Origin of the sequence: Kribbella amoyensis, from assembly GCF_007828865.1 — a bacterium.
Classification (GTDB): domain Bacteria; phylum Actinomycetota; class Actinomycetes; order Propionibacteriales; family Kribbellaceae; genus Kribbella; species Kribbella amoyensis.
The window spans coordinates 231,561-258,240 of the sequence record NZ_VIVK01000003.1 but is presented as its reverse complement, the minus strand read 5'-3'; the positions used below and the strand labels follow the sequence as shown (position 1 = coordinate 258,240).

The following is a 26,680-nucleotide window of genomic DNA, read 5'->3' as shown; positions in this document are numbered from 1 at the left end:
CGCTCCGGGCCTGGGCCGACCTCGGCCCAGGCCCGGACGGGCTTGGTCGCGGCCTGACTCCGGACGGTTGCGGAGTCAGCCTGTGGACGACCGATTCACGCTCCGGGGCCGGGGGTTCCTAGACTGCCAGCAGCAGTTTTCGAACCAGCAGGCGATCAGCCGGGAAAGGGAGCGATGTCCGGTCCCAACAAGAACTACGACCCCGTCGAGGTGACACCTCTGCACGCCGACGAGGTCGAACGGACGCGCGACGAGGCTCTCGACGCCTTCCGCACCGCCGCCGACCTGCCCGCTCTGCAGGAGGCGAAGCAGGCCCACCTGGGCGACCGCTCGCCGATCGCGCTGGCGAACCGGGAGATCGGCGCGCTGCCGCCGCAGGGCCGCAAGGAGGCCGGCCAGCGGATCGGCGCCGCCCGGAAGGCGATCACCGAGGCGTACGCGACCCGGCTGACCGTGCTCGAGGCCGAGCACGAGGAGCGGATGCTGGCCACCGAGCGGGTCGACGTGACGCTGCCGTGGCACACCCCCGAGCTGGGCGCCCGGCACCCGCTGTCGCTGATCTCGGAGCAGGTCGCCGACGTCTTCACCGCGCTCGGCTGGGACGTCGCCGAGGGCCCCGAGGTCGAGGCCGAGTGGCTGAACTTCGACGCGCTGAACTTCCAGCCCGACCACCCGGCGCGGCAGATGCAGGACACCTTCTTCGTCGAGCCGGCCGGCGCCGGCACCGTGCTGCGGACCCACACCTCGCCGGTGCAGGCGCGCTCGATGCTGACCCGCAAGCCGCCGATCTACGTGATCTGCCCGGGCCGGGTGTTCCGGACCGACGAGCTGGACGCGACCCACACGCCGGTCTTCCACCAGGTCGAGGGCCTGGTGGTGGACGAGGGCATCACGCTCGCCCACCTGAAGGGCACGCTGGACCACTTCGTCGTCTCGATGTTCGGCGAGGGACTGGAGGCTCGGCTCCGGCCGAACTTCTTCCCGTTCACCGAGCCGTCGGCCGAGGTGGACCTGAAGTGCTTCGTCTGCCGCGGCGCCTCCGTCGGCAACCCGGACCGCCCGTGCCGGACCTGCGGCAGCGAGGGCTGGATCGAGTGGGGCGGCTGCGGCGTGGTGAACCCGCGCGTCCTGCGGGCCTGCGGGATCGACACCGACCGGTACTCCGGCTTCGCCTTCGGGATGGGCCTGGAGCGGACGCTGATGTTCCGCAACGGGGTCGAGGACATGCGGGACATGGTCGAGGGTGACGTGCGGTTCAGCCGCCAGTTCGGGATGGAGATCTGATGCGGGTCCCACTGTCATGGCTTCGGGAGTACGTCGAGCTGCCGGCCGGGGTGACCGGGCGCCAGGTCGCCGAGAAGCTGATCCGGGCCGGCCTCGAGGTGGAGACCGTCGACGAGTCGGACCTGACCGGTCCGCTGGTGGTCGGCAAGGTGCTCACGCTGGAGAACGAGCCGCAGAAGAACGGCAAGACCATCCGCTGGGTCTCGCTCGACATCGGCGCCGACGAGCCGCAGTGGGTCGTCTGCGGCGCGCACAACTTCGAGGTCGGTGACCTCGTCGTCGTCGTGCTGCCGGGCGCGGTCCTGCCGGGTGGGTTCGCGATCTCCGCGCGCAAGACCTACGGCCACGTCTCGAACGGGATGATCTGCTCCAGCACCGAGCTCGGCCTCGGCGACGACGGCTCGAACGGCATCGTCGTCCTGGAGCCGGGCGAGGCGACCCCGGGTGACGACGCGATCGAGCTGCTCGGGCTGCGCGACGACACCCTGGACATCGCCGTCACCCCGGACCGCGGCTACTGCCTGTCGATCCGCGGCGTCGCCCGCGAGGCCGCCACGGCGTACGGCGTGCCGCTGACCGACCCGGCCGCGTTGAAGCTCACCGGCGCCGGCGAGGGTGGGTACGCGGTGCGCGTGGACGACGCCGAGGGCTGCGGCGTCTTCGTCACCCGGACGGTGACCGGGATCGACCCCAAGGCGCTGTCCCCGCGGTGGCTGCAGCGCCGGCTGATCGCGGCCGGGATGCGCCCGATCTCGATCGGCGTCGACGTGACGAACTACGTCATGCTCGAGCTCGGCCAGCCGATCCACGGGTACGACAAGGACCGGCTCAGCGGCGCGATCGTGGTCCGCCGGGCGAGTGCCGGCGAGAAGCTGATGACGCTGGACGACCAGACCCGTGAGCTGGACCCCGAGGACCTGTTGATCACCGACGACTCCGGCCCGATCGGGATCGCCGGCGTGATGGGCGGCGCGTCCACCGAGATCTCCGCCTCGACCACCACCGTGGTGATCGAGGCGGCGCACTTCGACCCGATCGTGATCGCCCGGGCGTCGCGCCGGCACAAGTTGTCGTCCGAGGCGTCCCGCCGGTTCGAGCGTGGCGTCGACCCGGCCCTGCCGCGGTACGCCGCGCAGCGGGTCGCCGACCTGCTCGCCGAACTGGCCGGTGGCACGATCGAGCCCGACGAGACCGTCGTCGACACCCAGGCCCTGCCCGAGCCGGTCACCCTCCGGGCCGACCACGCCACGCTGGTCGCCGGCGCACCGATCTCGGCCGAGGAATCGGTCCGGCACCTCGAGTCGGTCGGCTGCACCGTGGTGCCCGCCGCGGCCGGTGCGGAGCCGGCCCCGTTGGCCGTCGGCGCGAGCGTGGCAGCCGACCTGATCACGGTGACGCCGCCGACCTGGCGCCCGGATCTGCGGGACCCCAACGATTTCGCCGAAGAGGTCATCCGGCTGTACGGGTACGACAACGTGCCGTCGATCCTGCCGGCCGCGCCTGGTGGTCAAGGGCTGACCGTGTCGCAGCGGCGGCGCCGCCGGGTCGCGACCGCGTTGGTCGGGGCCGGCTTCACCGAGGTGGTGGCGTACCCGTTCACCGGCGAGGCCGACTTCGACGCGCTCGGGCTGCCCGCGGACGACCCGCGCCGCACGACGGTCAAGCTGGTGAACCCGCTGTCCGACGAGGAGCCGTCGCTGCAGACCACGCTGCTACCGACCCTGCTCCGGACGGCCGAGCGCAACGTCGGACGAGGCGCCGGTGATCTGGCGATCTACCAGACCAGCCTGGTCTTCAAGCCGCGCCCGGACGCGAAGACGGCCCCGCTGCCCTCGGTCGCGGGGCGGCCGAGCGACGAGGAGATCGCGGCCCTCGACGCCGCGCTGCCGGAGCAGCCGCTCCACCTCGGCGCCGTGCTGACCGGATCCCGCGTCCCCGCCGGCTGGTGGGGCAAGGGCCAGCCGGTCACCTGGGCCGAGGCCGTGCAGGTCGCCCGGACGGTCGCGGCCGCGGTCGGCGTCGAGCCGGTCCTGCGGAACGTCGAGCTGGCGCCGTGGCACCCCGGCCGGTGCGCCGAGCTGTCCGTGGGCGGCAAGGTCGTCGGTCACGCGGGGGAGCTGCACCCGAAGGTCTGCCAGGCGTTCGGGCTGCCGGCCCGGTCGAGCGCGCTCGAGCTCGACCTGGACGCGCTGATCGAGGCCGGTCCGGAGTCGGTCACCGCGCACCCGTTCTCGTCGTACCCGGTGGCGAAGGAGGACGTGGCGTTGATCGTCGCGGCCGACGTCTCCGCGGCGGACGTGGAGGCGGCGCTGGTCGAGGGCGCCGGCGAGCTGCTGGAGTCGATCCGGCTGTTCGACCTCTACACCGGCGAGCAGATCGGCGAGGGCAAGAAGTCGCTCGCGTTCGCGCTCCGGTTCCGCGCCCCGGACCGCACCCTCACCGAGACCGAGGTCGCCGAGGCCCGGCAGGCCGCGGTCCAGGTCACCGTCGACCGCTTCGGCGCCGTCCAGCGAGTCGGCTGACCATGAACCATCCCCGCTCCGCGAAGACACCGCGGGTGGCGGTCGCCGCGCCGAACCGGGCGGCCGCCGACGCGGGGGTGCGGGTCGCTGCCGAGGGCGGCAACGCGGTGGACGCCGCGATCGCCGCGACCTTGGTGACGATGGTGAACGAGATCGGCGTGGTCTCGCCCGCGTCGGGTGGGTTCGTCACGTTGCAGGTGGCCGGCGGCGCGCCGGTGACCGTGGACGGCTGGGTGGAGATGCCCGGCCGTGGACTTCCGGCCGACCGGTTCGGCCGTGGGGTCTGGGACGTGACCACCGACTACGGCGGCGGGACCACCACGACGGTCGGCCATGGTTCGGTCGCGACGCCGGGTGGGATGAAGGCGCTCGACCTGGCCCACCAGCGGTCGGGCAAGGCGCCGTGGCACGAGGTAGTGCGGCCGGCGATCGAGGTCGCCCGTGAGGGATTCACGCTCAGCCGTACGTCGGGGTACTACCTCGGCTTCACCCACGACATCATCTTCGGCTGGCACCGGCCGAGTCACCGGGTCGTGCACGACGACGACGGCGTGGTGCTCAAGGCCGGGTCGCTGGTGGTGATCCCCGAGCTGGCCGAGGCGCTCGAGCTGATCGCCGCCGAGGGCGCCGAGACGATGTACACCGGTGAGCTGGCCCGGCACCTGGTCCACGACATGGCCGCGAACGACGGCCTGCTGACCGCCGAGGACCTGGCCGCGTACGAGGCCGTCGTCCGCCCGGCCTTGGTGGTCAAGCAGAACGGCTGGAGCCTGGCGACCAATCCGCCACCGGCCGTCGGTGGGGTCGCGGCGGCGGCGATGCTCGCCTTGCTCGACGGTGTCCCGGCGCAGGGTGGCTGGGGCCAGACCGAGCTGGAGCGGCTGATCGAGGTCCAGCACGCCGTCCTCGGTCGCCGGCTCGCCGAGCTCGGCGACGAGGACGTCCGCCGGCTCGCGGGGGAGAAGCTGCTCGACCTCGCCTCGGCCGGGGATCCACGCGCGCTCGGTTCACCGAGTACGGCGACCGTCTCGGTGGTCGACGACGTGGGCGACGCTTGCGCGATCACGGTCTCGTCCGGGTACGGGTCGGGCGTGATGACCCCGGGGACCGGCATCTGGCTGAACAACGCCCTCGGTGAGCAGGAGCTCGTGTACGGCGGTCCGCACAGCCTCGCCCCAGGCACCCGCCTCACCTCGAACATGGCCCCCAGCGTCGCCCGCCGGGACAGCGACGGGGCGATGCTCGCACTCGGCTCGCCCGGGTCGGACCGGATCCCGACCGCGATCGCGCAGGTCTACGCGCTGTACACGCACGGTGGTCTGTCGCTGGAGGAGGCGGTCGAGCATCCGCGGCTGCACGTCCGGGTCCGCCAGGACGTGGTGGTGGACTTCGAGGACGACCTGCCGGTCTCCGGGTCGACCAATCTGCCGACCCGGCCGATGCCACCGCACTCGATGTACTTCGGCGGCGTCGCGGCCGCCTTCTGGGACCCGGCCGACGGCCTCCGCGCCGTCGGCGACCCCCGGCGCACCGGCGCGGTAGCCATTTCCGCACCCTGATCCACTCATCGCAGCAGCCGAAGCCGGGTCCGCTGACAACCAACCGGGCTCGTGGGTCGTCTCTCTGAGGCGTGGTGTGTTGCGAATGGGTGGCAAGTCGCCGCCAGTTCGGCCACGGTCGTGAATATCACCGGTTTCTCGGCGTTCCTTCGGATGAGGTGGTCGAGACCAGCACCAGGGGGTTGCGGGGGACATGCGGGACACGGATCCGGAGCTCTCCGTCGTGGTGCCGATGTACGACGAGCAGGAGGTGGTGCCGATGTTCTTCGCCCGGATGCGCCCACTGCTCGACGGACTCGGCCCGAGCTACGAACTGCTCGTCGTCGACGACGGTTCCCGCGACGCGACCGCCTCGCTACTGCTCGCGGCCGCGGACGACTGGCCTCAGCTCCGCCTGGTCCGCCTGCTCCGCAACTCCGGGCACCAGGCGGCGTTGTCGGCCGGATTCCGCCGCGCCCGTGGGAGGTACCTCGTCACGATCGACGCCGATCTGCAGGATCCACCCGAGGTCATCGCCGACATGCTCACCGCGGCACGCGAGCGGGACGTCGACGTCGTGTACGGCGTCCGGTCGGACCGATCGGCCGACACCTGGGTCAAGCGGACGACGGCGCGGCTGTATTACCGGCTGATGTGCCGCTTGGTCGGTCGGGAGATCCCGTTCGACGCGGGGGACTTCCGGTTGGTCTCGCGGCGCGTGGTGGACGCGGTGAACGCGTTGCCCGAGGACGGTCGCGTGTTCCGGCTGGTGATTCCGTGGCTGGGATTCCCGAGTGCCGAGGTGAAGTACGCGCGGGCCGAGCGTGCGGCCGGGGCGACCAAGTACACGGTGAGCAAGATGTTCCGGCTCGCGTTCGACAGCGTCACCGCGTTCTCGGCGGCGCCGCTGCGGCTGGCGACGTGGCTCGGCCTGCTCGGCGGACTGCTGTCGGTCGGCTTCGGAATCGGCGCGCTGGTGATCAAGGTGTCCGGGCAGAGCATCCCCGGCTGGACTTCCACGGTGCTCGCGGTGTGCGTCATCGGCGCCCTGCAGTTGCTGTGCCTGGGACTGCTCGGGGAGTACGTGGCCAGGTTGTTCCAGTCGAGTCAGAAGCGGCCGAAGTTCCTGGTCGGCTACGACAGCCTGGAGGATCCGGGGCATCAGCCGCTCGTGCGGGAAACGCTCCGAGCTTGATCACCATGGACACGCTGACCGCGACACCGGTCACCGTCACGAGGCGGCCCACCGCGCGATGGTTGCCCTGGGCCCTTCCCCTCGTCGTCGCGGTCGCCGGCCTGCTCAGCACGGGCGTACCACCGGGAGCCCTGCTCCGCTACGCCCTGTACTTCGCGGGCTGCCTGGTGCTCCCCGGCGTCCTGCTGCTCCGGGCGCTCTGGCGGAGCACCGGCAACTGGGCCGAGGACGTGGGGCTCGGCACCGTGGTCGGTTGCGCGTTCCAGCTCGCCGGGTGGGCGCTGTTCACCGCACTCGGCATCCAGAGCGCGCTGATCGCCTGGCCGCTCACCCTGCTCGCCGTCTTTGCGGCATTACCCGCGCTCCGCGCCCACTGGCGGATCACCGAACCGCAGCCGCTCCCGTTGTGGTGGACGTGGGGCCTGGTCATCGCCGCCACGGTGGCGGTCGGCGGAGCCACGTTCGGCGTGTTCGCGTACCACCCGATGCCGCCCGACGGGGTCGCGTACTACCCGGACCTGCTCTACCACTTGTCCATGGTGAACGAGCTGGTCCGTTCCGTGCCGCCGCAGTTGCCGCAGGTGGCCGGGGAGTCGCTCGACTACCACTGGTTCGCGAACGCCGACATGGCCGCCGCGGTCGACATCACGAAGCTCTCGCCGATCCTGGTGCTCTACCGGCTCTGGCTGATCCCGCTTCTGGTCGTCGCTCTGCTGGTCTGCGCGACCCTGGCCCGGACGATCAGCCGCGCGTGGTGGACGGGCGTCCTCGCGGCGGCGGCGTTGGCCGGTCCGCAGGTGGGCTTGCTCGTCGGCAACTCGGTCGATCTCTGGCCGCCGCTGAGCCTCATCAGCCCGTCGCAGACGTTCGGCCTGCTCGCAGGGACGGTCGCGGCCGTGTTCCTGGTCGAGCTGCTGTTCCGCGGCCGCCAGCCGAAGGGACTGTGGATCCTCGCGATCGCCGTCGCCCTGGTCGGCGGGGGAGCGAAGCCGACCATCCTGCCGATCCTGATCGGTGCCGTCGGACTGGCCGCGCTCTTCCTGCTCGTCCGCGATCGCAGGCTGCCGCGTCGGTTCGTCGTCGCCGGCGCGCTGCTGGTCGCGTCCGGCGTCGGCACGATGCTCACGGTCGCGGGCAGCACGAGCGGATCGGGCGTCCAGTTCCTCGCCGTGGTCAAACTCCAAGCCGGGTACCGCGCGGCGACCGCGGACGCGACCAGGGCCGGCGAAGGCGGACTGCTCCTCCCCGCCCTCGCGTCGGGCCGTACCTTGTCCGTCATCGGTGGCCTGGTCATCCTCGGACTTCTCCTGATCGCGCAGGCCACCGCGCTCGCCGGGTACGCCGTGCTCGGCAACCGCCGGCTGCGCTGCGATCCGCTCGGCTGGTTCCTGCTCGGCGGACTGGTCGCGGGGTGGGCCGGCTTCCTGCTGGTCGACCACCCGTCGGCCAGCGAGTCGTACTTCGTGCGCAGCGTGGTCCCGTTCAGTCTGGCGGCGCTGGCCTGGCTGGCAGCAACCCTGATGCGTCAGGTGCAGGACCGACGGCGGACCGCGTTCCTGGTCGCCGCCGTGTCCACAGGGCTCGCGATCAGCTACGGAGCAGCGCTGCTTTGGACAAAGGGACGTCCGACAGGTCCACAGCTCGACCGGCTGCTCACTGTCGCGCGTCCGATGATCGCGGTGGCGCTGCTCACCGTGGTCGTCGTCCTGCTCTGGCCCGTACTGACCCGCCGCTGGCCCCGGCTCGCGGGACTCGGTGGAATCATCGCGCTCGTCACCGTCCTCCTGGTGCCGACGGCAACCACCACCGCCATCAACGTGCGCCGCTTGGGTGGACATCACGCGCAGACCTTCTCCGCCGCCCCGTGGCGCGTCTCCGCGGACGAGGCCGACGCGGCGCTCTGGCTCGCACAGAACGCCCGCCCCACCGACGTCGTTGCCACGAACACCTACTGCCGTCCACCGGGTCCGCAACGGCCGGGCTGCGACGCGCGGGGGTACGTGGTCAGCGGGATCGGCGGGCGGCGCGCCCTGATCGAGGGCTGGGCGTACACGCAGGAGGCGATGGCCCGGCAGAACGTCAACGGCCGGCGCTACACCGAGCAGCCCTCACCGTGGCCGGACCGCGTCGCCGCGACCGAGCGGGCCCTCTACCAACCGAGCCCCGCCGCCCTGGAGCGGTTACGCGACCACTACCGGGTGCGCTGGCTCTACGCGGATCTGCACGACGGACCCGTCTCGCCCGCGCTCGACCACCTCGCTCAGCGGCGACACAGCATCGGCATGGTCCGCATCTACGAGCTGCCGACCCCGTAACATCGGGCTCGCGTCGGGCGTTAGCTCTACGCTGGCCCGTTTCGCCCCGAGGCCGTCGCAAGTGCTGACGTGCGTGCTCGGGAGGGGCCGGATGGCGGGGTGGAAGTCCGGCGGGCGATGGCTCGCCGTCGTGTTGGTCCTGGCCGTGAGCGCGCCGACGGCCACCGCATACCAGGTGCCGGTCGCGCCGTTCGGTCAAGGCGACACCGCGACCGCGACGATGCCGGGTTCCCGGCTCACCCAGACGATCGCGGTCCGTGGCGCGACCGAGTTGCTGGACGCAACGACCGCCGGAGTCCGCGGCACCACCGCCACGACGTACGCGCCGGCGATCGCGCGGACCACGCCGGCCCAGGATCTCGTCGTGAACACGGGCACGTGCGCCGCCACCGGGAGCTGCGGTGACCGGGGCACGGTGACGATCACGTTCTCCCAGCCGGTCCGTGATCCGGTCCTGCACCTGGCCGGGATCGGCGGCGCGGCCACCCGGACGGTGAACGGCCGGCCGAGCGCTCAGTCCGAGCTGCACTCCGTGCTGAAGCTGGCCACGGCCGGGCTGAGCCTGCGGAAGGTGGGCCAGGGCAACAACCTGGCCGTCACCTCCGACACGATCACGGCCGCGAACCCCGACGCTGGACCGAACTGCGTCAACACCGACACCGGCGGCGGACCGGAAGCCTCGGCGACGGCGGCCTGCGGGTCGGTCCAGGTGAACGGTGTCGTCACGTCGGTCGCGTTCGACGTCACCGCGGTGTTCACGAAGAACCCGAAGCTCCCCGCGTTCAACACGCCCACCTCCGGCGACGTCTTCTCGATCGTCGCGTCGACCGGCGAGGACTTCGGCGACGCGCCCGCGTCGTACGGCGCGGCCTGGTCCGTCCTCAGCGACGTCCGGCTCGGCGCCGAGGCGACCGCGGACAACGCGGAAGTCGCCAACGCGACCGCCGGCCCGGCGATGCCCGACGCGGGTGACGACGGTGCGACCTTCGAGCACCTGCTCGTCACCGCCAAGTCGTACTCCGTGCCGGTGACGCTGAGCGGCGCGTCGAAGCCGGGCCGGGTGTGCGGCTGGATCGACCTCGACGGCGACGGCAAGTTCCAGCCGGCCGAGCGGTCCTGCGCCACGTTCGCGGCCGGGCAGAGTGCGGCGACGCTGAACTGGTCCGACTTCCCGCGCCCCAAGCCCGGTACGACGTCCGCGCGAGTCCGGGTCGGCTACACGGCCGCCCAAGTGGAGTCGCCGACCGGTGCTGCGGACGCCGGTGAGGTCGAGGACCACCTCGTCGTGATCGCGCCGCCGCCTCCGCCGGTCGCGGCCGACGACCAGGCGACCACCCCGTTCGACACGGGCGTCTCGACCGATGTGCTCGGCAACGACCGGGCGGGCGACCCGAGTACGCCGTTGCGGCCCGCTTCGCTCTGTCTCGTCGCCGGGGACACGTGCAAGCAGTGGATCGCGGTCGCCGGCCAGGGCAAGTACGTGGCGAAACCGGACGGCCGGATCGACTTCGACCCGGTGCCCGGGTTCGTCGGTCGCGGCAAGCCGGTGACGTACCGCGTTGCCGACAGCAACGGAGCCACGGCGACCGCCCTTTACACCGTCACGGTCGCGCTGCCGGACAAGCCGGTGGCCACCCCGGACACCGCGACCACGGCGCAGAATGTCAGCCTCACCCTGCGACCACTCACGAACGACAAGCCGGCCGCCGGTGTCACCTTCGACCCGCGCTCGCTCGTCCTCCGCGATCCGGCCGACGCGAAGTTCAAGCCGAAAGTGACGATCCCGGCCGAGGGCACGTACACGGTCAAGCCGGCCGGTGTGGTCGACTTCGTCCCGCTGCCGCGTTTCACCGGCGTCGCGACCACGATCGGGTACCGCGTCACCGACAGCACGAAGCAGACCGCCGAATCGACCCTGCTGGTCACCGTGACCGCGGTGACGCCGAAGGCACTGGGCGACTCGGTCGGGACGCCGTTCGACACCGCGGTCGTCGCGTCCGTGCTCGACAACGATCTCCCGGGATCCGCGGACGCCCCGCTCAACCCGGCGACCCTTCGGCTGGTGGATCCGGCGACCGGCAACCCGGCCGACAAGGTGACGGTGAGCCGCGAAGGCAACTACCAGGTCCTCGACGGCAAGGTGACGTTCAGCCCGGTCAGTGGCTTCCAGGGCAGCACGACCGCGCTGACCTACCAGGTGCTGGACAAGAACGGCACTCCCGCCCGCGCCGAGCTCGTCGTGTCGGTCGCGGCCCCGGGTCCGCCGGTGGCGAACCCGGACACCGTGACGACCCCGCAGGGCCGGCCGATCTCGGTTCCGGTGCTCGACAACGACAAGCCCGGGCCGACCGGGTCGACCCTGGTCCCCGGCTCGGTCCGGCTGGTCCCACCGACCCGCGGTACGCCGGGGACCTCGCTGGTCGTCCCCGGTCAGGGCCGGTACGCCGCAATGCCGGACGGGCGGATCCGGTTCGATCCGGTGCCCACCTTCCACGGCAAGGCCACCGCGGTCGCGTACCAGGTGGCCGACGGCAACGGGTCGGTCGGGCGGTCCATGCTCACCGTCGAGGTGGACCGGGTCCAGCCGGACGCGACCGACGACACCGCGGCCACGGAGTACGACAAGACGATCACCGTGTCCGTCCTCGCGAACGACACGTCCGGTGATCCCGCGGTCCCGCTGGTCCCGAGCAGCGTGCGGCTGATCGACCCGGTAGGCGGCGGGGCGAAATCCGTCGTCACCGTCGCGGGCCAGGCCACCTACAAGGCACAGGCCGACGGCACCGTCGAGGTCGACCCGCTGCCGAGTTTCACCGGAGTCGGCACCGCGCTGACGTACTCGGTCACCGACGTGAACGGCACCACGGCCCGGGCGACCCTCACCGTGACGATCGCGAAACCGTCCCCGCCGACCGCCGAACCCGACGAGGTGTCCACCAAACAGGGCGTCCCCGTCACCCTCCAACCGCTGGCCAACGACACGGCCGGCCGCGGCACCGCACTCGACCCGGCCAGCTTGGTCCTCGTGGATCCGGCCGACGGTTCGCCGAAGAAGTTGGTCACCGTGGCCGGCCAAGGGCGGTATCAGGTGATGCCCGACGGGCGGGTCTGGTTCGCCCCGGGGCCCGCGTTCACGGGGGCGGCGACGCGGATCGGGTATCGGGTCGCCGACCGGTTCGGTCAGCCGGCGCGTTCGACGCTCGCGATCACGGTCGCCGCGGTGCAGCCGGTGGCCGTGGACGACAACACGACCACGCCGTACGACACGGTGGCGACCGTCAAGGTGCTGGCGAACGACAAGGCCGGAGACGCGAGCGCGCCGCTGGTCCCGGCCGGCCTGGTGCTGAAGGATCCCGCGGACGGCGCGTTCAAGACCGCGGTGACGTTGCCGAAGGAGGGCACGTTCACGGTTCGCGCGGGGACCGTGGTCTTCGATCCGCTGCCGTCGTTCACCGGATCCGCGACCGAGCTGACGTATCGGGTGGCTGACCGCAACGGCACCACGACGACGGCCGTCCTCCGGATCACGGTCGGCGCACCGCCGATCGCGCGACCGGACACGGCGTCGACGCGGCAGGACGTCACCGTCTCGGTCAACGTGCTCTCCAACGACAGCCCTGGCACCGACGCCAAGCTGGACGCGGCCACGGTCGTCCTCCGATCGGCGGTGCTCCGCGGCGGCGACTGGGGCAAGACCCTCACCGTTCCCGGCCAGGGCACGTACACGGTCCAGCCGACAGGGATGATCGTGTTCGACCCGGTGCCCGCGTTCCGTGGCAAGGCGCACCCGGTGAAGTACCAGGTCACCGACTCGCACCGGAGTACGGCGAGTTCGACGCTGGCGGTGACGGTGGTCGCGATCGACCCGTTCACCGTGGACGACAGCGGGATCACCCCGTTCAACCGGCCGATCACGGTGAACGTGCTGGCCAACGACGAACCGGGCGACCCGAGTGCGCCGCTGGTCCCGGCGAGCCTGCTGCTCAAGGATCCGGCCGACGGTGGCTACCGGAAGCAGGTGACGCAGCCGAAGGAGGGGACGTACGTCGTCGGTGAGGGCGGCGCGATCACGTTCAGCCCGGCGAAGGACTACCAGGGCGTGACGACCCCCGCGACGTACCGAGTGGCCGACGACAACGGGACCACGGCGGAAGGGCTGCTCTTCCTCACTGTCGGGAAGGGCCCGCAGGCGAAGCCGGACACGGCTACGACGAAGCAGAACGTGAAGGTCACGGTGGACCCGCTCGGCAACGACGTGCCCGGGACGGACGCGCAGCTGGAGAAGGCGTCGGTGCGGATGTTCGGCACCGACCGCGCGTGGGGTCGCCGGGTCACCGTCGCCGGGCAGGGCACGTTCGAGGTCGACGAGGTGACCGGGAAGATCACGTTCACCCCGGTCCGGTCGTACAGCGGCCCGAGTTCCGTCTCGTACCAGGTGCGCGACACCAGCGGGAACGAGGCAGCGGCGACGCTTACCGTGACGGTCGACGCGATCGTGCCGACCCCGGTGAACGACGCGGCGACCACGGCGTACGACAGCGCGCTCACCGTGGATGTGCTCGCCAACGACAAGCCGGGTGATCCGACGGCTCCGCTGGTCCCGGGGAGCGTCCGCCTGGTCGACGCGGCGACAGGTGATCCGGTCCCGTCGGTGCAGGTTGCAGGGCAGGGTACGTACACGGCCCAGCCCGACGGCGGGGTGCGGTTCGCCCCGGTGCCCGGCTGGACGGGCGCGGCGACACCGGTCTCGTACCAGGTGGCCGACCGCAACGGCACCACGGCGACCGCGATGCTCACGATGACGGTGGGAGCGCGGCCGGTCGCTCGCCCGGACGTCGTCGAGACCAAGCAGGCCCGCTCCGTCACGATCGACCCGCTCACGAACGACCGGGCCGGTGCGGGTGCCTCGCTCGACCCGGCCTCGGTGCTGCTGGTGGATCCACGTGGCGACCTGGTCGACCGGCTGACGGTCCCGGGCCAGGGCGCGTACGTCGTTGCCGGGGGCAAGCTCACGGTGACACCGGACCGTAGGTTCACCGGATCCGCGACGCCCGTCCGGTACGAAGTGAAGGACACCAACCGGAACGCGGCCCGCTCGACCGTGTCGGTGACCGTGGTCCCGGTCCGGCCCATGGCCGCCGACGACGAGGCGCGGACCGCGTACGGCGTCCCGGTGGTGCTGCGGGTGCTCGCGAACGACAAGGCCGGGGATCCGTCGGCGCCGTTGACGGTGACGTCTGTCCTGCTCCGCGATCCCGTGGACAGCAAGGAGAAGACGGCCGTGACGGTGGCGGGGGAGGGGACGTTCACCGCGAAGCCGGACGGCACGGTCGCGTTCGCCCCGGCGAAGGGATTCACCGGGACCACCCGCGCGATCACCTATCGGATCACCGACGCGAACGGCACCTCCGACACCGCGCGGATGGAGGTCACCGTCGACGGTCCGCTCGGCGCGAAGGCGGCCGCGGACCGCGGGACCGGGACGCCGGACAACCCGGTCGTGGTGAACCCGCTGCTCAACGACGCACCGACGGACGGCGCCGAGTGGGACCGCGCGAGCGTCTGTCTGCGTACCGACTCGGCGACCTGCGCGAAGCGGGTGGAGGTCGCCGGGACGGGCGTGTGGACCGTGGGGACCGCCGGCACGATCCAGCTCGTCCCAGCCCCCGGCTTCCGCGGTACGGCGAAGCAGTTGTACCGCGTGGCCGACACGAACGGCGTCACCGTCGAGTCCCACGTCAAGGTCACCGTCGGGGCTCGCCCGGCCCCGGCCATCACCCCGGTCGCCGCCTCCGGCCCCCTCCCCGATACCGGAGGTCCTCCCGTCATGCTGCTCACCCTCGGAACCCTGCTGGCCGCCCTCGGCGTCACCCTGCTCACCGTGGCTTACCGAAGCCGACGCCAGTAGCGGACGCCGGGTCGGCGGCGAGACCGCGCCGGCCGGGACCTGCTGAGGAGCGGGGCCCGGCCGGTGCCTCGCCCTCGACCCGCGGAAGCCTCAGCGGAGGTCCGTGACCAGCATGATCTCGTCGCGGTAGTCGTCCGGCGCGACGCGAACGGCGCGCGGGTGGCTGCCGACGATCCGGTACCCGAGCTTCTGGTAGAACCCCTCGAGCGTGTTGCCGTCGCGAATCGTCAGCATCAACTGCTCCAGACCGAGCTCGACCGCACTCCGCCGCAGCCCGTCCATCAGCAACCGCCCCGACCCGCCGCCCTGGTACTTCGGGTGCACCATCACTCGCAACACGGTCCGCCAGTGCGTACTCAGCAGCCCGCTGTTCGCGACGAGCAACCCCATCCCGACGTACCGCTCCCCGTTGTGCAGTACGCCGAGCAGGTCGGTCCCTGCGGCCACCCGCTCCAACGCCAGCTCCAGCGTCTCGGCAACCCGGTTCACCGGTGCCGGCGCAGTGAACCCGACACTGCCCCCTGCATCCGTGACGGCGACCCACGTATCCAGCAGATCAGCCCGCAAACCGGGATCCGATACCGCGTCCGGCGCGATCAGAACGTACTCCACAGGCCCTCCCAGATGCGACCGAGTTGCAAGTAGCCTAACCGGTCGCCGGCTTCACGCCGAGGGTGACGAGGTACTCGCCGACGATGTGCAAGGAGCCGTCGGACGCGGTGTTGCAGGCCCGGTCGAAGGCGAGCACGTCGTCCCGCAACGCCGGCCAGCCGGGGCCGAGCGCCTGCCGGGCCATCACCAACGGGCCGAACTTCTCGTCGTAGAACCGGGCGAACTCGTCGACCGACGGCGCCCGGAAGTCCACCTGGTCCCGGTGGAACGTGAGCTCCAGCCCGGGCAGCAGCCGCCGGACCTCGTCCGGATCACCCCAGCGCCCGGGCGACCGGCTCCCCGGTGCGGGCGGAAGATGCCGGCCGATCACGTCGAGCAGTGCGGTGCCGTACCCGTCCGGTGTCCAGGTCGCCAACGCGATCGAACCGCCGGGCTTGCAGACCCGGACCAGTTCGGCGCCGGCGCGGTCCTGGTCGGGCGCGAACATGTGCCCGAAGGTGGAGAGCACCCGGTCGAACCGGCCGTCCTCGAACGGCAGGTCCTCGGCGTCGGCCTCGACCCACTCGACGACGACGCCGGCCGCCGTCGCCCGCCGCTCGGCCGCGTCGAAGTGCTCCGGGGTGAGGTCCGAACCCACCACCCGCGCTCCGCGTTCCGCCGCCGGGACAGCGACCGAGCTCCCGGACCCGCAGGCGACGTCCAGGACTTCCATCCCTGGATCCACCTCGGCCAGGTCGAGCAGCTTCGGCCCGACCCCCTTGACCAGTTCGGCGATGTCGTCCCAGCTCCCCGCCGCCCAGACCGCTCTGTTCCGCGTGCGTACCTCGTCAGTCGTCATCGCGACCCCCCTCCACCCCAGTGCACCAGGCAACGACCGACGCGGCAACGAGGGGGTCTTTCAGCCGAGTTGGTCGCGGGTCGGGATGCCGGTGAGCTTGTCGGGGTTGCGGACGACGTAGATGGTGCTGATCAGGCCGGCTTCGTCGAGGTCGAAGTAGCCGACGCTGTCCACCTCGTCACCGTCGTACGCGACGAAGGCCAACTCGCCGTTGACCACCATCCGGCGCATCTCGAACAGGGCCGCCTGGTCCTCGTCGGTGGCGATCGCGACCAGCCAGCGGGCGATCTTCTCCGCGCCGTGCAGCGGGCGCAACGCGGCGCTCTTCTTGCCGCCGCCGTCGCTGACCAGGACGACGTCAGGTGCGAGCAACGACACCACTTCCTGGACGTCGCCGCTCCACGCCGCCCGCAGGAACTGCTCGGTCACCTTGCCGTGCCGCTCCTTGTCCACCTGATGCCGCGGCTGGCGTGCATGCACATGCGCGCGGGCCCGATGCGCGAGTTGGCGGACCGCCGCCTCGGAGCGCCCGAGGGTTTCCGCGATCTCGCTGAACGGCAGGTCGAACACCTCGCGCAGGACGAAGGTCGCGCGCTCCAGCGGCGACAAGGTCTCGAGCACGACCAGCATCGCCATCGAGACCGAGTCCGCCAGCTCCGCGAGGGCGGCCGGGTCCTGCTCGGCCGGAGCCGCGATCATCGGTTCGGGCAACCACGGCCCGACGTACTGCTCCCGCCGCGACTTCTGCTGGCGGAGCCGGTTCAGCGCGAGCCGGGTGGTGATCCGGATCAGGTACGCGCGGACGTCCCGGACCTCACCGCGGTCCGCCGCCGACCAGCGCAGCCACGCCTCCTGGACCACGTCCTCCGCGTCGACCACGCTGCCGACCACCCGGTACGCGGCGCCGACCAGGACCGTGCGGCGCTCGGCGAACTCGGCCGCCAACGTGTCTGCGTACTCCGTCACCGCGCGCTCCAAGTCAGGGTCGGCATCACTGTGGCGACACCTTCGCACAGTCCGAACAGTCATCACGTACCTCCAGCTTGCTCCCTCTCCGGACAACCCGCACCGGCCGGGTGTGACATGACCCGCGTCACAGCCGGAGTGATCCAGCGGCGCCCGGGTACGGTCTCTCGCAGAGCGGACGGATGTTGGATATTCTTTCAGTCCATGACATACTCATTCACATGACGCTCAGGGTCGCGGTCGCTGGTGCCAGTGGGTATGCCGGGGGTGAGCTGCTCCGGTTGCTGTCGACGCACCCCGGGGTGGAGATCGGGGCGCTGACCGCGGGTGGGAACGCGGGCAGCCTGCTCGGAGTGCATCATCCACACCTGACACCGCTGGCCGGCCGGGTCCTGGAAGAGACGTCCGCCGCGACGTTGTCCGGCCACGACGTGGTGTTCCTGGCCCTCCCGCACGGACAGTCCGCCGAGATCGCCGAGCAGCTCGGCGACGAGGTCACCGTGATCGACTGCGGCGCGGACTTCCGGCTGACCGACTCCGAAGCATGGATCGAGTTCTACGGTGGCAAGCACGCCGGCCATTGGCCGTACGGACTCCCCGAGCTCCCCGGGCAGCGGGAGAAGCTCCGCGGCGCGAACAGGGTCGCCGTCCCGGGCTGCTATCCCACCGTGTCCACCCTGGCCCTGCTCCCCGCGGTCCAGGCGGGTCTCGTCGACAGCGGCCAACTGGTGGTGGTCGCTGTCAGCGGGACGTCCGGGGCGGGCAAGGGACCGAAGGCGTACCTGATGGGTGCCGAGGTGATGGGCTCCGCCACCGCGTACGGCGTGGGCGGCGTGCACCGGCACACCCCGGAGATCGAGCAGAACCTCGGCCAGGTCACCGAGCAGCCGGTGAGCGTCTCGTTCACCCCCGTCCTCGCCCCGATGGCCCGCGGCATCCTCGCGACCTGCAGCGCACCCGTCACCGCCGGGACCACCGCCGAGCAGCTCCGCGAGACGTACACGCAGGCATACGCCGACGAGCCGTTCGTGCACGTACTCCCCGAAGGACAGTGGCCGCAGACGCAGGCCACGCTCGGCGCGAACACCGTGCAGCTCCAGGTCACCCTCGACGAGCGCACCGGCCGCGCCGTCGTCGTGGCCGCCCTCGACAACCTCACCAAGGGCACCGCCGGCGCCGCCGTGCAGTGCATGAACCTGGCCGCCGGTCTCGACGAGACCCTGGCCCTTCCCCTCGTAGGAGTAGCCCCGTGACGCTCGCAGTCACCCCGCCCACCCAGGTCGATCGGAGCGCCGGAGTCACCGCGCCGGCCGGCTTCCGTGCGGCCGGGGTGATCGCCGGGATCAAGCCGGCCGGCAAGCCGGACCTCACCGTCGTCGTCAACGACGGCCCGCACGACGTCGCCGCCGGCGTCTTCACCACCAACAAGGTGAAGGCCGCCCCGGTGCTGTGGTCCCAGCAGGTGCTCACGGCCGGCAAGCTGAAGGCCGTCGTCCTCAACTCCGGCGGCGCCAACGCGTGCACCGGACCGGAGGGCTTCCAGGACACCCACAAGACGGCCGAGAAGCTGGCCGAGGTCCTCGGCGTCGGAGCGGCCGAGATCGGGGTGTGCTCGACCGGCCTGATCGGTGAGCGGCTGCCGATGGACAAGCTGCTCCCCGGCATCGAAGCGGCCGTGGCCGCGCTGGGCGAGGGACCGGAGCACAGTCTGGCCGCCGCGACCGCGGTGATGACCACGGACAACGTGGCCAAGCAGGCGTTCCTGACCCACCCGGACGGCTGGAGCATCGGCGGGTTCGCCAAGGGCGCCGGGATGTGCGCGCCGAACATGGCGACCATGCTCAGCACCATCACCACCGACGCGATCGTCGACCAGCCGCACCTCGACCACGCGCTCCGGAACGCGGTCGGCAAGACCTTCAACCGGCTCGACGTCGACGGTGGTACGTCGACGAACGACACCGTGCTCCTGCTCAGCTCCGGCGCCTCCGGTGTCACCGTCAGCCCGGACGAGTTCGAGGCCGCCCTGACCACGCTCGCAGCCGACCTGGTGAAGCAGCTGCAGGCCGACGCCGAGGGCGTCACCAAGCACGTCAGCATCACGGTCCAGCACGCCGCCACCGAGGCCGAGGCGGTCGCCGCCGCCAAGGTGGTTGCCCAGGACAACCTCTGCAAGACCGCGTTCTTCGCCTCCGACCCGAACTGGGGCCGGATCGCGATGGCGATCGGCAACGCGCCCACCGTGTTCGACCCGCAGCTGCTCGACATCACCCTGAACGGCGCGGCGATCTGTGTGGCCGGTGGCAAGGGTGTCGACCGGTCCGAGGCCGACCTGAGCGGCCCGGAGATCGACGTCGTGATCGACCTGCACGCCGGCGACGCGTCCGCGACCGTGCTCACCACCGACCTGTCCCACGCCTACGTCGAAGAGAACTCGGCCTACTCCTCATGACCGCGCTGGAAGTCCCCACCGATCCCGACGGGTCCACCAACCACCCGCACGCCACCGCCGTCGAGAAGGCGGCCGTCCTGACCGAGGCGCTGCCTTGGCTGGAGCAGTTCCACGGCAAGACGATCGTGGTCAAGTACGGCGGCAACGCGATGGTCGACGACGAGCTCAAGCAGGCGTTCGCCTCCGACATCGTGTTCCTGCGGCACTGCGGTGTCCGGGTCGTCGTCGTGCACGGCGGCGGGCCGCAGATCAGCGACATGCTGGCCCGGCTCGGCATCGACAGCGAGTTCCGCGGCGGCCTGCGGGTGACCACGCCGGAGGCGATGGACGTCGTCGGCATGGTCCTGGTCGGCAAGGTCGGCCGCGAGCTGGTCGGCCTGCTGAACGCGCACGGCCCATTCGCGGTCGGCATGTCCGGCGAGGACGCCGGCCTGTTCACCGCCGAACGCCGGACCGCCACCGTCGACGGCGAGTCGGTCGACATCGGCCTGGTCGGCGACGTGGTCGACGTCCGGCCCGAGGCGGTGGTCGACCTGATCGACGCCGGCCGGATCCCGGTGGTGTCCACGATCGCGCCGGACGAGGACGGCCAGGCGCACAACGTGAACGCCGACACCGCCGCGTCCGCGCTCGCGGTTGCGCTCGGCGCCGAGAAGCTGGTCGTCCTGACCGACGTGGCCGGGTTGTACCGGAACTGGCCCGAGAGCGACGAGATCGTCACCCAGATCGACACCGCCGAACTGGCCGAGCTGCTGCCGACCCTGGCGGCCGGGATGGTGCCGAAGATGGAGGCCTGCCTGCGCGCGGTCCAGTCCGGCGTGTCCCGGGCGACCGTGATCGACGGCCGGGTACCGCACTCGCTGCTGCTGGAGATCTTCACCGACGAGGGGAACGGGACCCAGGTGATTCCGTCATGACCGAACTGCTCACCGTCGACGGCTCGGGTGCGGCGCTGACCGACCGGTACTCCGCCGCCCTGATGAACACCTTCGGCGCTCCCAAGCGCGTCCTGGTCCGCGGCGAGGGGGCGTACCTGTGGGACGCCGACGGCCGCAAGTACCTCGACCTGCTCGGCGGGCTCGCGGTGAACTGCCTCGGCCACGCCCACCCGTTCGTCGTCTCCGCGGTCACCAGCCAGCTCGCCACGCTCGGCCATGTGTCGAACTTCTTCGCCTCCGCGCCGCAGATCGCATTGGCGGAGAAGCTGCTGTCGTTGTTCGATGCCGAGGGCAAGGTGTTCTTCACCAACTCCGGCACCGAGGCGAACGAGGCCGCGTTCAAGATCACCCGGCGGACCGGCCGGACCAAGATCGTCTCCACCGTCGGCGCGTTCCACGGCCGCACGATGGGCGCACTCGCGGTCACCTGGAAACCGGCGTACCGCGAACAGTTCGCGCCGCTGCCAGGTGACGTCACCTTCGTCCCGTACGGCGACGCGGCCGCGCTGGCCGCCGCGGTCGACGACGAGACGGCGGCCGTGATCCTCGAACCGATCCAGGGCGAGAACGGTGTCGTCGTCCCGCCGGCCGGCTACCTGCAGTCCGCCCGGCAGATCACCGAGCAGCACGGCGCGCTGCTGTGGATCGACGAGATCCAGACCGGGGTCGGCCGGACCGGTGACTGGTTCGCGCACTTCGACTCCGGCATCACGCCCGACCTCGTCACGGTGGCCAAGGGCCTCGGCGCCGGCATCCCGATCGGGGCCTGCCTGGGCTTCGGCCCGGCCGCGGACCTGCTCCAGCCGGGCAACCACGGCACCACCTTCGGCGGTAACCCGGTCGCCGCGATCGCCGGGCTCGCGGTCCTCACCGTGATCGAGCGGGACGGCCTGCTCGCCAACGTGAGTGCCGTCGGCAACCATCTCGCGGCGGCTGTGCAAGCGCTTGATCACCCGCTGGTGGCCGGGGTCCGGGGCCGGGGGATGCTGCTCGCGATCCAGCTCACCGCGCCGGTGTCGGACCAGGTCACCGCGCTCGCGCTGGAGGCCGGGTTCATCGTCAACAACCCGGTGCCCGATGCGCTCCGGCTCGCGCCGCCGTACATTCTGACCAAGGCCGACGCGGACAGCTTCGTCGCCGCGCTGCCAGCCCTGCTCGACGCCGTGGAGGTTCCATGACCAGACACTTCCTCCGGGACGACGACCTGAGCCCGGTGGAACAGGACGAGGTCCTGACCCTGGCCCAGCAGCTCAGCACCGACCGGTTCGGGCACCAGCCGCTGGCCGGTCCGCAGACGGTCGCGGTGATCTTCGACAAGACCTCGACCCGGACCCGGATCTCGTTCGCGGTCGGCATCTCCGAGCTCGGCGGCGTCCCGCTGATCATCGACGCGCAGACCTCGCAGCTCGGCCGCGGTGAGCCGATCGCGGACACCGCCCGCGTCCTCGACCGCCAGGTCGGCGCGATCGTCTGGCGGACCGCGGGCCAGGTCCGGATCGACGAGATGGCCGGCGCCTCCCGGGTCCCGGTGATCAACGCGCTCACCGACGAGTTCCACCCGTGCCAGATCCTGGCCGACCTGCTGACCGTCCGGCAGCACAAGGGAAAGACGGCCGGCCTGAAGCTCGTCTACCTCGGCGACGGCGCGAACAACATGGCCCACTCGTACCTGCTCGGCGGCGTCACGGCCGGCATGCACGTCGTGATCGGTTCGCCGGCCGAGTACCAGCCGGATGCCGCGATCCTGGCCAAGGCGGTCGAGATCGCCGCGACCACGGGTGGTTCGGCCGGCTGGACCGCGGACCCGTTGGAGGCGGTCGACGGCGCGGACGTGGTCGCGACCGACACCTGGGTCTCGATGGGCCAGGAGTTCGAGGCCGAGCAGCGGGAGGCGCCGTTCGTCCCGTATGCGGTGACCGAGCAACTGATGGGCAAGGCGGCCGCCGACGCGATCGTGCTGCACTGCCTGCCGGCGTACCGGGGCAAGGAGATCGACGCCGCCGTCATCGACGGTCCGCAGTCGGTCGTCTGGGACGAGGCGGAGAACCGGCTGCACGCGCAGAAGGCGTTGCTGTCCTGGCTGCTGGCGAGGAACTTCACCGCATGAGCATCGCCGTCCCGACCACCAAGACCGCGCGCCAGCAGCGCATCGTCGAGCTGCTCGGCCGGCAGCCGGTCCGTTCCCAGACCGAGCTGGCCGAGCTGCTGGCGTCCGCCGGGCTCGTCGTCGGCCAGGCGACGCTGTCGCGGGATCTGGTCGAGATCGGCGCGATCAAGGTCCGCGACGCGTCCGGCCAGCAGGTCTACGCCGTACCGGGGGAGGGCGGCGACCGGACTCCGCGCGCCGGCGAGGCGGCCGCGTTCGAGGCCCGGCTCGCCCGGGTCGCGTCCGAGCTGCTGGTGTCGGCCGAGGGCAGTGCGAACCTGGTGATCCTGCGGACCCCGCCGGGCGCCGCGCAGTACTTCGCGTCCGCGATCGACCATGTCGGTCTGGACGACGTGCTCGGCACCATCGCGGGGGACGACACGGTGATGGTCGTGTCCCGCAACCCCACCGGCGGCGAGGCGCTGGCCGCCCGCTTCCTGGCCCTGGCGGCCCGGAGCGACGCCAAACACGACGAGACCAAGTGACCCACCCGCGTCACCGGCCGGGTGCGCTGAGAGGATCGAAGGCATGAGCGCGGGAGAGAGTGCTGCCCTGTGGGGTGGCCGGTTCAGCGGTGGACCGGCCGACGCCCTGGCGGCGCTGAGCAAGTCCACCCACTTCGACTGGCGGCTGGCGCCGTACGACATCGCCGGCTCGAAGGCGCATGCCAAGGTGCTGCACCGGGCCGGGCTGCTGACCGACGACGACCTGACCGGGATGCTGGCCGGGCTCGACCAGTTGCTGGCCGACGTGCTGGCCGGGAAGTTCCTGCCGGCCGACGGCGACGAGGACGTCCACACCGCGCTCGAACGCGGACTGGTGGAGCGGCTCGGTCCCGAGCTCGGTGGGCGGCTGCGGGCCGGCCGGTCCCGGAACGACCAGGTCGCCACGTTGTTCAAGAGCTACCTGCGCGACCACGGCCGGATCATCGCCCGGCTCGTCCTCGACCAGGTGAACACCCTCGCGGACCAGGCCGAGCAGCACCTCGGTGCCGCGATGCCCGGCCGGACCCACCTGCAGCACGCCCAGCCGGTACTGCTGTCCCACCAACTCCTCGCCCATGCCTGGCCGCTGATCCGCGACCTCGACCGGCTCGCCGAGTGGGACGCCCGCGTCGCCGCCGACTCGCCGTACGGGTCGGGCGCGCTGGCCGGATCGTCACTCGGCCTGGACCCGCAGTACGTCGCGACCGAGCTCGGCTTCACGAACTCGTCACCGAACTCGATCGACGGCACCGCGGCCCGGGACTTCGTCGCCGAGTTCGCCTTCGTCACCGCGCAGATCGGCGTCGACCTGTCCCGGCAGGCCGAAGAGGTGATCATCTGGGCGACGAAGGAGTTCGGCTTCGTCGTCCTGGACGACGCGTTCTCCACCGGGTCGAGCATCATGCCGCAGAAGAAGAACCCGGACATCGCCGAACTGGCCCGCGGCAAGTCCGGCCGGCTGATCGGCAACCTGACCGGCCTGCTGGCGACGCTGAAGGCCCAGCCGCTGGCGTACAACCGGGACCTGCAGGAGGACAAGGAGCCGGTCTTCGACTCCGTCGACACCCTCGAGGTCCTGCTGCCCGCGTTCACCGGGATGATCCGGACGCTGCGCTTCGACACCGAACGCCTGGCCGAACTGGCCCCGCAGGGATTCTCGCTGGCGACCGACATCGCCGAGTGGCTGGTCCGCCAGAAGGTCCCGTTCCGCGTCGCCCACGAACTCGCCGGCGCCTGCGTCCAGGCCTGCGAGAAGCGCGGCATCGAGCTGTGGGATCTGACCGACGAGGACCTGGCGGCCATCTCCCCGGACCTGACCCCCGAAGTCCGGTCCGTCCTGAGCGTCGAAGGCTCCATCGCCTCCCGCAACAGCCGAGGCGGCACAGCCCAAGCCCGAGTCGCCGACCAACTCACCGAACTCCGCACCCGCGCCACCAACCACGCCGAACGCCTGGCCTGATGCCTGGCCTGACGCGGGGCTGGCCGCGTAAACGAGGCTGTACCGCCTACCCGCTCCTACGCACACCCACGTTTGGGCGTAGGAGCACACTCACCTCACCCGCTGCGGCCGCGGCCGTCCCCGTACGGTGCCGGGCTCGTGCGGTGCCCGTCCCCCGTGCGGTGCCGGGCTCGTGCGGTGCCCGTCCCCCGTGCGGTGCCGGGCTCGTGCGGTGCCCGTCCCCCGTGCGGTGCCGGGCTCGTGCGCTGCCGGGCTCGTATGGTGCCGGGGCTCGTACGGTGCCGCGCTCGTATGGTGCGGCGCTGGTTGCATGGCCGTCGCAGCCCACGTGCACAGACAACGTCGGCCACAACCCATGCTCACGCACACCGACGGCTCGGCCGACCCCCACGTGCAAGGCTCCCGACCTCGCTACCCTCACCGCCGCCAGCCCGCCAGCCCGCCAGCCCGCCAGCCCGCCAGCCCGCCAGCCCGCCAGCCCGCCAGCCAGCCCGCCAGCCCGCCAGCCCGCCAGCCCGCCAGCCCGCCAGCCCGCCAGCCCGCCAGCCCGCCAGCCCCGGGCACCACCCCCACTGAATACCCGCCAGCCCGGCCCGCCGCGGCATCACCTACCCGCACTGCACGGCCGGCTGCTGACTTTGAGCACGTACTGGTCGATTCCGGCGCCTTTGCCTGCCTACCCCGTGCACAAGGTCGGCGTCTCGGGCGACTTTGTGCGCTAATCGGTTGTCTGTGGGGGCGTTGGGTGGTTGGCCAGTGCACAAAGTGGGTTCTTGGCCGGAGGGACTGCCCCCGGTTCGGTTGACTCCTGATCTGTGAGGACTTGGGTCCTTGCTGGAAGGATGTCTGTCATGCCGAAAGCGTTGCCTGAGGAGTTCCGCCGCGATGTGGTCGCCTTGGCCCGCAAAGGTGAGGCGCCGGTCAGCCAGATCGCGAAGGACTTCGGGATCTCTCCATCGTGCCTGCGGCGCTGGCTGAAACTGGCCGAGATCGAAGACGGCAACCGGCCCGGAGCGACCCAGGCCGAGTCCGACGAACTTCGGGAGGCCAGGAAGCGGGTCCGGCAACTGGAACAGGAGAACGAGATCCTGCGCCGGGCCGCGGCCTACTTCGCCCGCGACATCAACCCAAAATGATGTACCCGCTGGTCCTCGATCTAGCCGCCGACAGCGTCCCTGTCGCGGTGACCTGCCGGGTGCTCGGCTTCTCCAAGCAAGCCTTCTACAAATGGCGTAAAGATCCTGTCACACCAAGAGATTTCGACAACGCTTACCTGATCAACGCAGCCCGTGACATCCATGCCGACGACCCGGCGTTCGGGTACCGGTTCATCGCCGACGAACTCACAGGCCAAGGCCATGTGGCCAGCGAGAACCGGGTTGCGAGGTTATGCAGCCAGGAGCGGATCTGGTCGGTCCACGCCAAGAAACGCGGCCTGAACCGTAAGGCCGGCCCGCCGGTCCACGACGACCATGTGAAGAAGGTGTTCACCGCCCCGGCACCGAACCTGGTCTGGCTGACCGACATCACCGAACACGCCACCGCCGAGGGCAAGCTGTATCTATGCGCGATCAAGGACGTCTACTCCAACCGGATCGTCGGCTACTCCATCGATTCGCGGATGAAGGCACAGCTGGCGGTGTCGGCCCTTCGCAACGCGATCGCCCAACGCACACCTGCTGCCGGACTCATCGTCCACAGCGACCGCGGTAGCCAGTTCCGGTCCAAGAAGTACATCCGCGTACTCAAAGCCCACGCACTGCGCGGGTCGATGGGCAGAGTCGGTGCCTGCGGCGACAACGCCGCGATGGAATCCTTCTTCGCCCTACTCCAAAAGAATGTCCTCGACCGGCAACGCTGGACCAGCCGCCACGAACTCAGACTCGCGATCGTCGCCTGGATCGAAACCAGCTACCACCGACGACGCCGACAACGCCGCCTCGGCAAACTCACACCCATCGAGTTTGAGATGATCCAACCCGCCGCACACGCGGCCTGAACCACCCCGGGTTTGATGCGCAC

At 71.1% G+C, this 26,680-nt stretch carries 17 protein-coding genes; 14 read left to right on the top strand and 3 right to left on the bottom strand.

Annotation, left to right across the window (positions count from 1 at the left end; genetic code table 11):
* Positions 1–174: 174 nt before the first annotated feature.
* From pheS to FB561_RS35150, 6 genes are all read left to right on the top strand, one after another.
* Positions 175–1,284, top strand: a complete 1,110-nt coding sequence (gene pheS / locus FB561_RS35175) for a phenylalanine--tRNA ligase subunit alpha (protein WP_145814401.1) — start codon at positions 175–177, stop codon at positions 1,282–1,284.
* Positions 1,284–3,806, top strand: a complete 2,523-nt coding sequence (gene pheT / locus FB561_RS35170) for a phenylalanine--tRNA ligase subunit beta (RefSeq protein ID WP_145814400.1) — start codon at positions 1,284–1,286, stop codon at positions 3,804–3,806. Before pheS ends, pheT begins: the two co-directional genes overlap by 1 nt.
* A gap of 2 nt (positions 3,807–3,808) precedes the next feature.
* Positions 3,809–5,365: a gamma-glutamyltransferase gene (locus FB561_RS35165; protein WP_170284940.1), complete on the top strand. Its 1,557-nt coding sequence runs from the start codon at positions 3,809–3,811 to the stop codon at positions 5,363–5,365.
* A 193-nt stretch (positions 5,366–5,558) separates the two neighbouring features.
* Positions 5,559–6,539: a glycosyltransferase family 2 protein gene (locus FB561_RS35160; protein ID WP_145814399.1), complete on the top strand. Its 981-nt coding sequence runs from the start codon at positions 5,559–5,561 to the stop codon at positions 6,537–6,539.
* A gap of 5 nt (positions 6,540–6,544) precedes the next feature.
* Positions 6,545–8,854, top strand: a complete 2,310-nt coding sequence (locus FB561_RS35155) for a hypothetical protein (RefSeq protein WP_145814398.1) — start codon at positions 6,545–6,547, stop codon at positions 8,852–8,854.
* 91 nt (positions 8,855–8,945) lie between these two features.
* Entirely contained in the window at positions 8,946–14,762 is a 5,817-nt protein-coding gene (locus FB561_RS35150; protein ID WP_145814397.1) for an Ig-like domain-containing protein, read from the top strand.
* A 90-nt stretch (positions 14,763–14,852) separates the two neighbouring features.
* Here the strand turns inward: FB561_RS35150 and FB561_RS35145 are convergent, their stop codons facing one another.
* From FB561_RS35145 to sigJ, 3 genes are read right to left on the bottom strand one after another with little or no spacing between them, the layout of a single operon-like run.
* On the bottom strand, positions 14,853–15,374 hold the full coding sequence (locus FB561_RS35145; RefSeq protein ID WP_145814396.1) for a GNAT family N-acetyltransferase: 522 nt from the start codon (positions 15,372–15,374) through the stop codon (positions 14,853–14,855).
* A 34-nt stretch (positions 15,375–15,408) separates the two neighbouring features.
* Positions 15,409–16,212 (bottom strand): class I SAM-dependent methyltransferase, encoded by an 804-nt coding sequence (locus tag FB561_RS35140; RefSeq protein ID WP_145814395.1) that lies wholly within the window; start codon positions 16,210–16,212, stop codon positions 15,409–15,411.
* Between the two features lie 60 nt (positions 16,213–16,272).
* Positions 16,273–17,178: an RNA polymerase sigma factor SigJ gene (sigJ, locus tag FB561_RS35135; RefSeq protein ID WP_238335312.1), complete on the bottom strand. Its 906-nt coding sequence runs from the start codon at positions 17,176–17,178 to the stop codon at positions 16,273–16,275.
* 221 nt (positions 17,179–17,399) lie between these two features.
* Between sigJ and argC the strand changes: the two genes are divergently transcribed.
* The 8 genes from argC to FB561_RS35090 all read left to right on the top strand — a co-directional run bounded on the left by argC (position 17,400) and on the right by FB561_RS35090 (position 26,657).
* Positions 17,400–18,431: an N-acetyl-gamma-glutamyl-phosphate reductase gene (gene argC / locus FB561_RS35130; RefSeq protein WP_145814393.1), complete on the top strand. Its 1,032-nt coding sequence runs from the start codon at positions 17,400–17,402 to the stop codon at positions 18,429–18,431.
* Positions 18,428–19,630 (top strand): bifunctional glutamate N-acetyltransferase/amino-acid acetyltransferase ArgJ, encoded by a 1,203-nt coding sequence (gene argJ / locus FB561_RS35125; RefSeq protein WP_145814392.1) that lies wholly within the window; start codon positions 18,428–18,430, stop codon positions 19,628–19,630. Before argC ends, argJ begins: the two co-directional genes overlap by 4 nt.
* The gene (gene argB, locus FB561_RS35120; RefSeq protein WP_145814391.1) at positions 19,627–20,547 is read left to right on the top strand and encodes an acetylglutamate kinase; all 921 of its coding nucleotides are present in this window, start codon (positions 19,627–19,629) and stop codon (positions 20,545–20,547) included. The genes argJ and argB overlap by 4 nt, the downstream gene beginning before the upstream one ends.
* Complete coding sequence (locus tag FB561_RS35115; RefSeq protein ID WP_145814390.1) at positions 20,544–21,746, top strand: acetylornithine transaminase; 1,203 nt, start codon at positions 20,544–20,546, stop codon at positions 21,744–21,746. The genes argB and FB561_RS35115 overlap by 4 nt, the downstream gene beginning before the upstream one ends.
* Positions 21,743–22,675 carry an ornithine carbamoyltransferase gene (argF, locus tag FB561_RS35110; protein ID WP_145814389.1) on the top strand — a complete coding sequence of 311 codons (933 nt, stop codon included), beginning with the start codon at positions 21,743–21,745 and terminating at the stop codon, positions 22,673–22,675. The genes FB561_RS35115 and argF overlap by 4 nt, the downstream gene beginning before the upstream one ends.
* Positions 22,672–23,199 carry an arginine repressor gene (locus tag FB561_RS35105; RefSeq protein ID WP_145814388.1) on the top strand — a complete coding sequence of 176 codons (528 nt, stop codon included), beginning with the start codon at positions 22,672–22,674 and terminating at the stop codon, positions 23,197–23,199. Before argF ends, FB561_RS35105 begins: the two co-directional genes overlap by 4 nt.
* A gap of 43 nt (positions 23,200–23,242) precedes the next feature.
* Positions 23,243–24,658, top strand: a complete 1,416-nt coding sequence (argH, locus tag FB561_RS35100) for an argininosuccinate lyase (RefSeq protein ID WP_145814387.1) — start codon at positions 23,243–23,245, stop codon at positions 24,656–24,658.
* Between the two features lie 851 nt (positions 24,659–25,509).
* Positions 25,510–26,657 (top strand): IS3 family transposase gene (locus FB561_RS35090; RefSeq protein ID WP_145811074.1). Its coding sequence is split into 2 segments (ribosomal slippage): positions 25,510–25,780 and positions 25,780–26,657, totalling 1,149 coding nucleotides; the frame shifts between segments, so codons are not numbered across the junction.
* The last annotated feature ends 23 nt before the right edge of the window (positions 26,658–26,680 follow it).

What these genes read in the sequence shown, in the direction of transcription:
- pheS (WP_145814401.1), top strand. Translation starts at nt 175, where the DNA reads ATGTCCGGTCCCAACAAGAACTACGACCCCGTCGAGGTGACACCTCTG.
- pheT (WP_145814400.1), top strand. Translation starts at nt 1,284, where the DNA reads ATGCGGGTCCCACTGTCATGGCTTCGGGAGTACGTCGAGCTGCCGGCC.
- FB561_RS35165 (WP_170284940.1), top strand. Translation starts at nt 3,809, where the DNA reads ATGAACCATCCCCGCTCCGCGAAGACACCGCGGGTGGCGGTCGCCGCG.
- FB561_RS35160 (WP_145814399.1), top strand. Translation starts at nt 5,559, where the DNA reads ATGCGGGACACGGATCCGGAGCTCTCCGTCGTGGTGCCGATGTACGAC.
- FB561_RS35155 (WP_145814398.1), top strand. Translation starts at nt 6,545, where the DNA reads ATGGACACGCTGACCGCGACACCGGTCACCGTCACGAGGCGGCCCACC.
- FB561_RS35150 (WP_145814397.1), top strand. Translation starts at nt 8,946, where the DNA reads ATGGCGGGGTGGAAGTCCGGCGGGCGATGGCTCGCCGTCGTGTTGGTC.
- FB561_RS35140 (WP_145814395.1), bottom strand. Translation starts at nt 16,212, where the DNA reads ATGACGACTGACGAGGTACGCACGCGGAACAGAGCGGTCTGGGCGGCG.
- argC (WP_145814393.1), top strand. Translation starts at nt 17,400, where the DNA reads ATGACGCTCAGGGTCGCGGTCGCTGGTGCCAGTGGGTATGCCGGGGGT.
- argB (WP_145814391.1), top strand. Translation starts at nt 19,627, where the DNA reads ATGACCGCGCTGGAAGTCCCCACCGATCCCGACGGGTCCACCAACCAC.
- FB561_RS35115 (WP_145814390.1), top strand. Translation starts at nt 20,544, where the DNA reads ATGACCGAACTGCTCACCGTCGACGGCTCGGGTGCGGCGCTGACCGAC.
- argF (WP_145814389.1), top strand. Translation starts at nt 21,743, where the DNA reads ATGACCAGACACTTCCTCCGGGACGACGACCTGAGCCCGGTGGAACAG.
- FB561_RS35105 (WP_145814388.1), top strand. Translation starts at nt 22,672, where the DNA reads ATGAGCATCGCCGTCCCGACCACCAAGACCGCGCGCCAGCAGCGCATC.
- argH (WP_145814387.1), top strand. Translation starts at nt 23,243, where the DNA reads ATGAGCGCGGGAGAGAGTGCTGCCCTGTGGGGTGGCCGGTTCAGCGGT.